Raw genomic sequence first — 12,140 nt, forward strand, 5'->3', positions numbered from 1 at the left:
CATCAGAATAATTTCCATAAAATAGGTTGGTAGCTAAAGTATACCTATTCCCGATAAAAAACGAAACCCAATTCTTGGATTCTATCTAGTTAGTATCAGTCAAGGAGGAATGCAGCGGGTGGCTAATGAATGTATAGAGCAAATGCCAGAATGGATAAAGGGAGGAATTTATCATGAAGATTAACCAAAGAAAAGTAAATAGTAATGAAAAAGAAATTACATACACACATATTGAAAACGGAAGTCCAGCCGTGTGTTTTATGTTTTCAGGTGCGGGATACACGTATGAGAAGCCGTTATTCTATTATTCGACGATGGTGATGCTTCAAAATCAGTATGATGTCGTGCATATTCATTACGCTTACGACCAGGATATTTTCAAGCATCCATTGGTAGATATAACAAAAGTGATCGTTAATGATATAAATTCCGTCATTACAGAAGTACTTCAAAACCGTGAATATCAAGGAACAGTGTTTTTAGGTAAATCACTTGGCACCATCCCCATCATCAGCGGAATTATGAAAAGTGAGCGGTTTATGAAAGCCAAAGTGATTTTGCTTACGCCCCTATTGAAGTTCGATTCGATTTTTGATGGATTATTGAGCAGCAATCATTCAGCACATATAGTTATAGGAGAAAAAGATCATCATTATATTCCAGATAAAATTCAAGCGATTGAAAATAAAACGAACATAAGCATCGATAAAATCCCGCAAGCAAACCATTCCTTGGATATGGAACCTTTGAATGCCTCGAGGTCGATTACCGTGCTAGAAGGTGTAATGAATAGAATGGAAGAGTTTATAAAAGGATAGGACAATCGCGATTAAAAGGGGAAGGCAAGGAAAAAAAGAAAATCAATGAAGTTATGTGGGGGTCAGCGGTCTTTTAGATAGAATTTCGGCGTGTGAAAATTCAATATTTGAATAAGCTGGTCGCCCATATACGCAGGTGATTGTTCGAAATCATTGTCAACCCCATTCTATTATCAATCCAATAATGCCGTTAAATACAAAAAATCCAAAACCCCTGAATTCACTGATAGTATCCAACTATCTTTTTAATCTCCAATCATATGATTTGTACTAGGGAAAACTGGCGGAATTAGCCGCGAGTGCCCGGGTCCCTTTCCCTTAAAGGTAACGGAACATGATAGTGGAAGGATAAAATGTTATATTAAAGGTATTGATGACTAATCATTTGGTTTTAGAAAGAAGAAACCATGGAAGGAACCAATACATTTCATTCAATTGATGAATATATTATACAATTTCCCGAAGAAGTTCAGGAGATACTGCTAACGTTGAGAAAAGTCATAAAGGATGCAGCACCGGATGCGGAAGAAAAGATAAGCTATCAAATGCCTACCTTTGTTTTATATGGAAATCTGGTACATTTCGCTGCCTATAAAAAACATATAGGATTCTATCCGACTCCTAGCGCGATCTCTGCGTTTGAATCTGCTCTAACGGAATATAAATGTTCAAAAGGGGCCGTTCAGTTTCCGCTAAACAAGCCAATTCCTTATGAATTAATAACCGAGATGGTTATATTTAGAGTGGAAGAGAACAAAAAGAAAAAAGCAGAAGGCAAATCAAAAAAGAAAAAATAATATGAACGATTATCAGAATTCGTCAAATATTCGTGAGATTCAGGACCGAAAGTGAAGGGTGGAAATAGTATGTTCAAAAAATTATTCAGTAAAAAAGAAAGTGTGGAACAGCTGCTTGCTCCTATTAATGGACAAGTAATAAATATTGAAGATGTTCCAGATCCGGTGTTTTCCGGTAAAATGATGGGGGACGGAATAGCGATACTTCCTGAGGAGGGGTTGGTCGTATCTCCAATCGATGCAGAAGTAATCCAGGTTTTTCATACTAAACATGCACTTGGCCTCCGCACAAAGCATGGCATTGAATTGTTGATTCATATTGGATTGGAAACAGTTAACCTTAATGGTGAGGGATTTGAAGTCCATGTCGCAGAAGGGCAAAATGTAAAAGCAGGAGACAAGCTTGTTACATTTGATATCGATCTGATAAAATCCAAAGCTCCAAGCATCGTAACTCCAATTGTTGTCACGAATGGCGAGCTAGTTGAAAAATTGGAAAAAACAAATAGCACCCAAGCGAATATAAACGAAACACAAATTATGAGTGTTTATTTGAAGTAGGAAGACTTTATGGTGATCTCTCCTTTTATGCTGCAAGCAGGATAATCGAAAAATGCAGCGAATAGTAGGTGAGTGAACAAATAAATCAAGCGAGGGTGAATTGGATGGGAGTTCAAGCGGAAAAGATTTTTGTAAACTTGCCTGTTAAAGATTTGGATGCCTCAGTAGAATTTTTCACAAAGGTCGGCTTTGAGTTTAACGAGCAAATGACCAATGAAAATGCAACATGCATGGTTATCAGCGAGTCCATATATGTCATGTTATTGGTGGAAGATTACTTTAAAACGTTTACGAAGAAGGAAATCCCGAATTCAGCAGCGAGTACGGAAGCCATCGTCGCCCTGTCCGTTAAAAGTAAGGAAGAAGTCGATGAAATCGTGAATAGGGCACTGGATGCTGGCGGAAAGCCTTTCAATGAAGCCATTGATCATGGTTTCATGTACGGTTGGAGTTTTTTGGATATCGACGGGCATTCTTGGGAAGTATTTTACATGGACGAAAGCGGATTTAATCAAAATTAAATTAAATGCAAGACACAGTCCTTTCCGAAGGACTGTGTCTTTTTTTTGATTCTCCTTGCCGTATCCGGGTCAGCAGGATCTTCTAAGTGCTAAAGTATAAAATAACCATTTATACTTATGATACAATATAAGGGATAATGTAAAGGCGGGTACAAAAAGTGACGACAATTTACGATATTGCGAAAAAAGCGAATGTATCAACGATGACTGTATCGAGAGTCATTAATAATAAAGGGAATATCAGTGAAAAGACAAGGGAAAAAGTTGAAGCGGTCATTAAAGAGCTTAACTATATACCGAATTCCGCTGCCCAAAGTTTGAATATTAAAAGAACGAAGCTGCTTTCATTAATCATAACCGATATCACGAACCCCTTTTTCACCCAGGTAGCGAGAGGGGCCGCGGATAAAGCCAATCAAATGGGATATCAGCTCATTTTATGCAATACCGATGAGGATTACGAAAAAGAGAGTGAATATATCGATGCATTGATTTCAAAACGGGTGGATGGCGTAATCATTGCACCAACAGGCGATCAATCGATGAAAAATTTAAAGAAATTAATTAAAAACAGGGTTCCATTTACATTGATAGATAGGCAAATTCAAGATGTTTCTTGTGATCGGGTACTTGGTGATAACTATGAAGGAACGAAAAAGCTTCTTCAGCATCTCATCGATTTTGGACACGAACGAATCGCTATGGTTCATGGTCCGCTAACGATCTCCACTTCGAAAGAGCGTTATCAGGCCTATATTGAAACGCTGAAAATAAATGATTTGACCATCGATCACTCTTTCGTCATCGAGACTCATTACAAACAGGAAAAGCAATGGAACGGCATTGAAGGATTGATGAATGTCCCGCCCTCTGAGCGGCCAACGGCGATTTTTGCCGCCAACAATTTCATTGCCATCAAAATTATAAAAAGTTTACGAGAAAAACAGATTAAAGTGCCTGAAGACATTGCCGTCGTTTGCTTTGACGACTTAGAATTATTCTCGGACTTCGATCCTTTTTTAACCGTATCATCACAGCCTGCTTACGATTTCGGATATCTAGGAACACAATTAGTGATCGAGCGAGTGGATGAAGTCGGTCCTGCCGACTATCGGACGATCAATTTAAAGCCTGAATTGGTAATCAGGAAATCATCTGGAGCTCCTATTAAATAATAGGAGTTTTTTGGTTTTGCCAAAGAAAAAGTGGCCTCTCCCTGTAGCATGCCGCTCATAACAAAACTGGGCTAATATCCTTCCACTCATAAACCAATAGATTCAATTCAGCGCCAGCCATTTTGATTTTTTCGGTTTTAAGCAATTCAGCACCAAATGCCTCATAGAAGTATCGAGATTTATTATCTTCAAGCACCTCAACAAAAATTGTCTTAAATCCCAGTTCGTCGAATTTAAAGAATAATTCTTTGATGAGTTCCTTACCTATCCCCATTCTTTGAAAATTTTCGAGGATATAAATTGAAGTTAAATCACCAGAATCCTCAACTATATTTTTATCCCTTTTCCCGCCACTTATAAATCCAACTATTTTGCCATCGCTATTTTCAGCAACATAAACATAATTCCCATCACTGGATATATTCTTTTTCCATAATTCTTTCCTTTGCCCATAAGACAGATTATCTAAAAAATCACTCGGCATTATATCTTTATAAGTGGTTCTCCAGCAATCCACATGGACTATTGCTATTCCTTCGGCATCAGCCATCGTTGCCTCTCTTATTGGCATATTGGTTCCTCCTTTTTTAAGTTTGCTATACTTCCTATTTTTTACTAAAATTATCCATTTAGCAAGCAATACACCGATAGCTTAATTGTTAATAATTAACTATTTGTGATACTATTGGCTGTAGTTTGTTTTTGTGGGAGAGGTATTAGATGAAGCGGATATTCCGTAGTAAAGTATTTTATTTATTAATCTTCTTGGTTACATTTGGGATTGTGCTAGTTTTTAATAATGATAAAGAACCGACTGAGAAATTAACTGAAGATGAATTTTTTACAACTTTAGAGGATGGGAAAGTGACATTTTTAAAGGTGGAGCTACAAAAGAGTGTTTATGAAATAAGGGGCCGGTTGGCAGGGTATGAAAAGGATCAATACTTTATCGCATCTGTACCGGATAGTGAAATTTGGCAAGATAGAATGGATCACGCCATAAGGGGACATGATATAGAAAAAATTGAGTTTACGCCAGAAACCAAAGAGACAAGTGGATGGGTCACTCTTTTTACAACGACCATTCCGTTCGTGATCATTTTCATCCTGTTTTTTGTTAGTTTTATATTTTTATTTGTCATAAAAAGAATGAAACATTCTAAATGATTAAAAACTCGCCGTTCCAATTGGGAATGGCGAGTTTTCTTATTAATAAGAGTTGAAAATGGAAATTCCATTTGGATAGTTTAAGAGATTTCATTTAATTTATTGACAATTTAAAATATTGCTGTTATTTTAATGTTACCGGTAACATAAAGGTAACAAGAGGAGGTCAGCATGATGATTGATGCACATCAGCATTTTTGGAGAATTGACCGAGGTGATTACTCTTGGCTTACAAATGATATGGGAGTCCTATATCGGGATTATCTTCCCGACGATTTATCACCATTAATACATAAGAATGATATTTCGGGGACGGTCCTGGTACAAGCGGCTCCAACCTATGAAGAGACTATATTTCTATTATCCTTGTATGACCGCCATGACTGGATATATGGCGTGGTGGGCTGGCTTGACTTATCTGCTCCATCCTTCCCGGAGCAATTGGATTCATTGATGAAACGACCGGGAATTGTTGGTTTACGCCCTATGTTGCAGGATCTGGAAGACAGTGCTTGGATCTTACAAGAACAAGTGGTGGAAAATCTGAAACAGCTTATTCGATATGATCTTCCGCTGGATTTGTTGATTAATCATAAACATATTTCATCTGTTTTAACATTAATGAAAACGCTTCCTGACCTAAAGGCCGTCATCGACCATATGGCTAAACCGAATATATCAGCAGGGGAATTAAACAAATGGCAAGAAGAAATGAATGCTTTGTCACAGTTTCCGAACATTTGGTGCAAACTGTCGGGTTTATTGACCCAAGCGGATCCTGCAACGTGGAAGGTGGATGACTTTACGCCATACATACAACATATTGTTCGGGCGTTTGGGCCGGACCGTTTACTTTTCGGCAGCGATTGGCCTGTATGTTTATCAGCTGGGAGCTATGAAGAGGCAGTGGCGGTCATAAAAGGGAATTTACCGGAAACTTTAACACTAGCTGAAGTGGATGGGATATTTTCTGGAAATGCAAAAGCCTTTTACAAGCTAAAAGAAAGGGGAGAGGAAAATGGGCAAGTTAGTTTATGAACAGGACATTACAAGCATCGTCATGTCTGATCAGGATAATGTTGCGACATCATTAAAAGATGTAGAAGAAGGGGAAACATTACTCTATGTCATCAATGGTCAAAAAGAGGCAGTGGAAGCAAAGCGTTCGATTCCATTTGGGCATAAAATCGCAATCAAACCGATTCAGCGATCGGCGGCCGTCATCAAATATGGAGAAGTGATCGGTGCAGCCACGATGGATATCGAGCCTGGTGAACATGTCCATGTACATAATATTGAGGGAATCAGAGGAAGAGGAGATAAGGCGGAAGGGGAGCAAAAACAATGAGCATGATAAAAGGGTATCGCCGTTCAAATGGGAAATTTGGAATCCGTAATCATCTATTGATCATTCCTACCGTCATTTGCGCCAATCATGTGGCCAACAGAATCCAGCAAGCTGTACCGGAATCAGTGGCCATTCCGCATCAGCATGGATGCAGCCAGATTGGTGATGATAAAGAACGTACACATAAACTACTTGGCGGAATGGGAAAAAACCCGAACGTTGGAGCGGTCCTATTAATCAGCTTGGGCTGTGAGGTGATTGATGCCAAAGTATTGAAACAGGAAATCGAAGAAGAAACAGGAAAACCAGTGGAATGGCTAGATATCCAAGATGCAGGCGGGACGATAAATGCGATTAAGAAGGGAACTGAAGTGGCGAAGGGGTTATTTCTGGAACTCGAAAAAGTGCCGCAAGTGGATGCCCCCATTTCAGAATTGATAGTAGGCGTGAAATGCGGTGGTTCCGATGCTACATCCGGATTGTGCAGCAATCCCGCTTTAGGGAGGACGGCTGATCTGCTCCTGAATAAGGGAGGTACGATCGTAATGGGTGAAACCACGGAAATCATCGGAGCTGAACATCTTGTTGCCCAAAAAGCAGTGAGTGAAGAAGTGGCCAATAAACTATATGCATATGTTGATAGATTCGAAAAAGAAGTGGAACGCATCGGGGCCGATATGCGCGGCGGAAACCCGAGCCCGGGCAACATTGAGGGAGGGCTCTCGACCATCGAGGAAAAATCGCTTGGCTGCATAAGTAAAGCAGGTACAGCCCCATTGAACGATGTCTTATCATTTGCGGAAGCAATCCCAGGTAATGGCTATTACTTCATGGATTCCCCGGGGAATGACATCGAGTGTGTTTCAGGCATGGCGGCAGCCGGTGTACATATGGTCTGCTTTACGACAGGAAGAGGGACACCGACAGGGAACCCGATCATCCCGGTCATCAAAATAACGGGAAATGAACATACGGCCATCAAGATGATCGATAACATCGATATGGATACAAGCCCTGTCATGAAAGGAAAAGAAACGACAGAGGAAGCGGGAAATCGCATTTACGAAACGATCGTTAAAACGGCACAGGGTGAGCTGACAAAGGCGGAAATTCTAGGGCATCAGGAATTCAGCATCAGCCGGATCAGCATCAGTCTTTAAAAACGGATAGGAAAAGGGAGGAGAATTCATATGGGTAAATTGAATAATCGAACAGCACTTGTCACAGGAGGCAGCCGGGGAATCGGTGCAGCGATTGTCATGAGATTGGCTGAGGAAGGTGCCAATGTGGCTATCAACTATACATCACCAGGTTCATTTGAAAAAGCGAACGCTTTAAAAGAAAAAGTAGAATCCGAGTTTCATATCCAAGCGATCGTCGTGAAAGCGAACGTTGGGGTGAAGGAAGATGTCGATGCCATGATCGATGAAGTGGAAAAAGAATTGGGAACAGTGGATATTTTAGTGAATAATGCTGGCATCGCCCCGTTTGAGCCTTTTTTGAGCCTTTCGGAAGAAACATGGGATGATACGTATCGGACCAATGTGAAATCGATCTTTTTGACGACGCAAAGAGTGGCGAAGGGAATGATTGAAAATAAATATGGCAAGATCATCAATATTACATCAACGGCTAGCGTCCTTGTCACGAGTCCGGTCATTCCCCACTATATTTCATCAAAAGCGGCTGCCTCTCATTTAACGAAGGCATTGGCGGTCGAGCTAGGAAAATACAATATCAATGTGAATGCTGTCGGCCCAAGCACCGTTGCGACGGATATGTGTGAGGAATATTTGGAAGATCCGCAAATTCTCGCAAAAGAGATTGAAGCCAATCCGATGAAAAGACTTGGGACGGAAAAGCAAATTGGTGATTCCGTCGTATTTTTGGCTTCCGATGAAGCCATGCAAATCAACGGGCATCTGTTAATGGTGGATGGCGGTTTAACGGTGAAAGCGGCGCAGCCTGAAGATCATATGAATCATGAACAGGAGGTAACGTCATGAGACTGCAAAATAAAATCGCTGTCATCACTGGCGGGGGAAGCGGGATCGGAAAGGAATCAGCCCGTTTATTCGCTAGTGAAGGCGCATTTGTCATCATTACCGATATTCATGCAGAAAATGGGCAGGGCACTGTTTCTGAAATAAAGGAAGCTGGCGGGAAAGCGGCATTTTATGAGGTGGATGTAACGAATCCGGAAGCGGTTCAATCTGCAATCTCCCAAATCATCGAAACCTATAAGAAAATTGATATATTGTTCAACAATGCCGGAATCTCGAATGTGGGCAGGGTGGACGAAGTGGAACCGGATGTGTGGGACCGAATCATGAGCGTGAATGTGAAGGGGGTATATCTGCCTTCTAAATACACGATTCCTTATATGATGGAACAAAAAAGCGGGGTCGTTATCAATATGTCATCATGTGCAGCGGAAATGGGTCTCGTGAAACGCGCCGCATACTCAGCAACGAAAGGCGCTGTACTTGCTTTGACGAAAGCGATGCAAGTAGATTATGCGCCTTATAATATTCGGGTGAACGCTTTATTGCCAGGTACGATCCTGACTCCGTTCGTCGAAGATTATTTAAAAACTTCATATGACGATCCTGAAGTTGCCATCGGCACGATCAAGAAAAGACAATTGAGCGGAGATTTGGGCAGGCCTAGTGATGTGGCAAAAGCGGCATTGTTCTTAGCTTCGGACGAGTCTGCGTTCATGATGGGATCCCCTTTATATATCGATGGCGGGGTTGTTTTTGGAAAAAATGCATAAAAGGAGGAAGAAACGATGAAGTTAGCTACTTTTATAAAAGGTGAACAGCAAAAACTGGCTGTTCAAATTGAGGATCAGTTAATAGATATCGAAGAAACGGCGAAGAGAAATGAATGGAACCAAATCGTGTCGGATGTCATGCACGTGATAAATTTCAGCCAATCCGAACGGGATGAATTTGAAAGTAAGATCCATGAAGCTGTCAGAGAAGGAATGGCAGCTACAATTGAAGAGAAAGGGCTCGAATTCGGTCCCAGTGTGACGAAGCCGCATAAAATCATTTGCGTTGGATTGAATTACAAAAGACATGCGGATGAAACGAATGCACCATATCCTGAAGTGCCGATTTTATTTAACAAGTTTGATAATACATTAACGGGCCATGGATGTGAGATTGCCATTCCAAGCGTAACGAACGAGCTGGACTATGAAGTGGAGCTCGGAATCGTGATCGGCAAAAAGACAAAAAACGTATCGGAAGAAGCGGCACTGTCCCATGTGTTCGGATATTGTACGGTCAACGATTTGTCGGCAAGAGATCTGCAAATGAGAACACAGCAATGGCTGCTTGGGAAGACGTGCGATGATTTCAGCCCTGTTGGACCTTACCTGGTAACAGCGGACGAAGTGGGAAATCCAAACGACTTGCAGTTGAAAACGTACGTAAATGATGAAATAAGGCAGAATTCCAATACATCCGATATGATCTTTTCATGCGCGGAAATCATCAGTTATATTTCCAAACATATGACATTGGAACCGGGCGATCTTATATTGACAGGTACACCTGAAGGAGTGGTATTGGGCTTGCCGGCCGAACAGCGTGTTTATATTCAGCCAGGGGATGTGGTCACCGTTGAAATCGAAAAACTGGGAGCACTCACGAACACATTCGTGGCTGAAAGCGAAGAGGCCATGACGAATGCTTAAAGGAATTCCGCCGATACTTTCTCCTGAATTGATGAAGATCATGATGGAGATGGGGCACGGTGATGAAATCGTACTTGCAGACGGGAATTATCCGGCTGCAAGTCATTCAAACTTGATCATCAACGGTCATGGACATGGTGTGGCCGACTTCCTGCAAGCGATATTGGCGTTTTTTCCACTCGATACGTATGTCACGCATCCCGTCATACTGATGAACCCTGTGGAAGGCGATGAAAAAAGCCCTGTTATCTGGAAGAGTTATGAAGATATAATAAAAAAATCGAACCATATCCCCATCAACATCGGAAAACTGGAACGAATGGACTTTTATGAACGAAGTAAAGCGGCCTATGCCATTATCGCAACAAGTGAACGGGCACAATATGCGAATCTCATATTGAAAAAAGGTGTACTTTAATTTATCTAAAAGGAGTGACGACTTTGCAAAAAATTCCGAATATTATGTATGTTTATGCGATCTTTGGCGGCTTGGCCGGACTATTATATGGTTTTGATTCCGGGGCCATTTCTCCTGCAATCCCATTCATCACCGAGGAGTTTGGACTAAGCCCGTCAGGTCAAGGATTGATTGTAAGTTTCCTGCTATTGGGGGCATTGCCTGCCATCGTCCTCTCCACTTCACTATCAAAGGTGCTTGGAAGAAAATCGCTCCTGATTGGGGCAGGCATCACATTCATCGTAGGGTCGATTGGCTGTGCCTTCGCTACAAATGTAAGCGTTTTAATAGCATCGCGATTCATCCTTGGAATCGGCTGTGGAATAGCCAATATGTGTTCTCTTATTTATCTGGTGGAATTGGCTCCTCCTAAAATCAGGGGATTGATCGGAGCTTTATATCAATTAAGTGTAAACGTCGGGATCTTGAGTGCTTACATAGTGGGGGCTTCCTTCTCCGCTAGCGGATCTTGGAGAATCATGCTCGGAATCGGAATCATTCCAGCAGCAATCTTCACATTTGGAATGCTTATCTCACCGGAAAGCCCGCGGTGGCTCATGACTGCAGGAAAGGAAGACCGTGCAAGGAAAGTCTTGATGAAACTAAGGGGAACGAAGCAAGAAGTGGAAGATGAAATAAACGATATCAATCATTCTCTTAAACAGCAAAGCGTAGGGTTCAAACATTTAATACACCAATATAGAAAAATATTGAATATGAATTTCATTCTAACATTCTTCCAGGTCTTCACGGGAATCAATGCCGTCGTATACTTTGCCCCAATCATTTTTGAAGGGGTTGAAATCAACGGATGGAGCGGTTCCAATATAGCAAACTTCGGGATCGGGACGGCCTTGGTCGTTTCCACTGCCATCTCTTTATTCATCGTTGATAAACTAGGAAGAAAAACGCTGCTCATCTACAGTATTGGCGGTCAGGTCCTGCCGCTGATCGGATTGGCGCTATTTTCGGATTATACGATTTTCAGCATGGTTTGTGTGTTCTTATATGTCTTCGCATTCGGAATCGGCCTTGGACCCGTCTTCTGGCTATTCATACCGGAAGTGCTACCATTGCAGGCAAGAGCGATCGGAATGGGCGTCATCACCTTTTTGCAATACACATTGAACTTCCTTTTTTCATACACGTTCCCGCCACTGTTAAGTGTCATTGGCAATAACGTTTTTCTCATATATGCGGTCTTATCAGTGGTCGCTTGCGTATTCATACACTATAAAACTCCTGAAACGAAAGGGAAATCATTGGAGGAAATTGAAGAATACTGGCGTGAACAAGATTTGGCAAAGGCCATTAAACCTGCTTGAATTCGGCCATTGCAGCCGGTAAGTTGCGGCTTCTGCAAAAAAAGAGGTAAACCTTTAAAATGATATTGAAGATTGCTGAATAGTTTGATAGAATAAAATAAATGAAAAAGACTATGTGCAACTGGCGAAACACGGATAACCGTGAGGGAACACATAGTGTCGTAGCCGTTCGCCTGGGCAGAGGTAAGGGATTTTATCCCTTGCCTCTTTCTGTATATTAATAGATAGTGAAGGTTTAAAGTATGCAGATTTTCATGGGCTTAAA

15 protein-coding genes and 1 riboswitch are annotated in these 12,140 nt (G+C 41.4%); of the genes, 14 read left to right on the forward strand and 1 reads right to left on the reverse strand.

Going from position 1 to position 12,140, the window contains the following annotated elements:
• The first annotated feature begins 173 nt into the window (after positions 1-173).
• The 5 genes from ACQKFG_RS10170 to ACQKFG_RS10190 all read left to right on the forward strand — a co-directional run bounded on the left by ACQKFG_RS10170 (position 174) and on the right by ACQKFG_RS10190 (position 3,872).
• Positions 174-818 (forward strand): alpha/beta family hydrolase, encoded by a 645-nt coding sequence (locus ACQKFG_RS10170; RefSeq protein ID WP_427558508.1) that lies wholly within the window; start codon positions 174-176, stop codon positions 816-818.
• 407 nt (positions 819-1,225) lie between these two features.
• Positions 1,226-1,615 (forward strand): iron chaperone, encoded by a 390-nt coding sequence (locus tag ACQKFG_RS10175; protein ID WP_349727582.1) that lies wholly within the window; start codon positions 1,226-1,228, stop codon positions 1,613-1,615.
• A 69-nt stretch (positions 1,616-1,684) separates the two neighbouring features.
• On the forward strand, positions 1,685-2,176 hold the full coding sequence (locus ACQKFG_RS10180; RefSeq protein WP_342614490.1) for a PTS sugar transporter subunit IIA: 492 nt from the start codon (positions 1,685-1,687) through the stop codon (positions 2,174-2,176).
• 104 nt (positions 2,177-2,280) lie between these two features.
• Positions 2,281-2,697 (forward strand): VOC family protein, encoded by a 417-nt coding sequence (locus ACQKFG_RS10185; RefSeq protein WP_192206414.1) that lies wholly within the window; start codon positions 2,281-2,283, stop codon positions 2,695-2,697.
• 158 nt (positions 2,698-2,855) lie between these two features.
• Positions 2,856-3,872 carry a LacI family DNA-binding transcriptional regulator gene (locus tag ACQKFG_RS10190; protein ID WP_427558513.1) on the forward strand — a complete coding sequence of 339 codons (1,017 nt, stop codon included), beginning with the start codon at positions 2,856-2,858 and terminating at the stop codon, positions 3,870-3,872.
• A 55-nt stretch (positions 3,873-3,927) separates the two neighbouring features.
• On the opposite strand, the gene ACQKFG_RS10195 is transcribed toward ACQKFG_RS10190, so the two are convergent.
• A complete protein-coding gene (locus tag ACQKFG_RS10195) occupies positions 3,928-4,443 on the reverse strand; it encodes an N-acetyltransferase family protein (RefSeq protein ID WP_427558516.1) in 516 nt (171 codons plus the stop codon).
• Positions 4,444-4,592: 149 nt separating this feature from the next.
• Between ACQKFG_RS10195 and ACQKFG_RS10200 the strand changes: the two genes are divergently transcribed.
• From ACQKFG_RS10200 to ACQKFG_RS10240, 9 genes are all read left to right on the forward strand, one after another.
• The gene (locus ACQKFG_RS10200) at positions 4,593-5,039 is read left to right on the forward strand and encodes an ATP-dependent metallopeptidase FtsH/Yme1/Tma family protein (RefSeq protein ID WP_427558519.1); all 447 of its coding nucleotides are present in this window, start codon (positions 4,593-4,595) and stop codon (positions 5,037-5,039) included.
• A 174-nt stretch (positions 5,040-5,213) separates the two neighbouring features.
• A complete protein-coding gene (locus tag ACQKFG_RS10205; RefSeq protein WP_427558522.1) occupies positions 5,214-6,077 on the forward strand; it encodes an amidohydrolase family protein in 864 nt (287 codons plus the stop codon).
• Complete coding sequence (locus ACQKFG_RS10210) at positions 6,058-6,387, forward strand: UxaA family hydrolase (protein WP_260287045.1); 330 nt, start codon at positions 6,058-6,060, stop codon at positions 6,385-6,387. Before ACQKFG_RS10205 ends, ACQKFG_RS10210 begins: the two co-directional genes overlap by 20 nt.
• A complete protein-coding gene (locus ACQKFG_RS10215; protein ID WP_349727588.1) occupies positions 6,384-7,547 on the forward strand; it encodes a UxaA family hydrolase in 1,164 nt (387 codons plus the stop codon). The genes ACQKFG_RS10210 and ACQKFG_RS10215 overlap by 4 nt, the downstream gene beginning before the upstream one ends.
• A gap of 30 nt (positions 7,548-7,577) precedes the next feature.
• Complete coding sequence (locus tag ACQKFG_RS10220) at positions 7,578-8,393, forward strand: SDR family NAD(P)-dependent oxidoreductase (RefSeq protein ID WP_427558526.1); 816 nt, start codon at positions 7,578-7,580, stop codon at positions 8,391-8,393.
• Positions 8,390-9,163 (forward strand): SDR family NAD(P)-dependent oxidoreductase, encoded by a 774-nt coding sequence (locus ACQKFG_RS10225; protein ID WP_427558529.1) that lies wholly within the window; start codon positions 8,390-8,392, stop codon positions 9,161-9,163. Before ACQKFG_RS10220 ends, ACQKFG_RS10225 begins: the two co-directional genes overlap by 4 nt.
• 15 nt (positions 9,164-9,178) lie before the next feature.
• Positions 9,179-10,093 carry a fumarylacetoacetate hydrolase family protein gene (locus ACQKFG_RS10230; protein WP_349727591.1) on the forward strand — a complete coding sequence of 305 codons (915 nt, stop codon included), beginning with the start codon at positions 9,179-9,181 and terminating at the stop codon, positions 10,091-10,093.
• Positions 10,086-10,511 carry an RbsD/FucU family protein gene (locus tag ACQKFG_RS10235; protein WP_427558532.1) on the forward strand — a complete coding sequence of 142 codons (426 nt, stop codon included), beginning with the start codon at positions 10,086-10,088 and terminating at the stop codon, positions 10,509-10,511. Before ACQKFG_RS10230 ends, ACQKFG_RS10235 begins: the two co-directional genes overlap by 8 nt.
• A 23-nt stretch (positions 10,512-10,534) precedes the next feature.
• Positions 10,535-11,875 (forward strand): sugar porter family MFS transporter, encoded by a 1,341-nt coding sequence (locus ACQKFG_RS10240; protein WP_228467519.1) that lies wholly within the window; start codon positions 10,535-10,537, stop codon positions 11,873-11,875.
• 107 nt (positions 11,876-11,982) lie between these two features.
• Positions 11,983-12,061, forward strand: a riboswitch (ZMP/ZTP riboswitch).
• The last annotated feature ends 79 nt before the right edge of the window (positions 12,062-12,140 follow it).

Origin of the sequence: Peribacillus sp. NPDC076916, assembly GCF_050269675.1 — a bacterium.
In the GTDB taxonomy this organism is placed as follows: Bacteria; Bacillota; Bacilli; order Bacillales; family DSM-1321; genus Peribacillus; species Peribacillus aracenensis.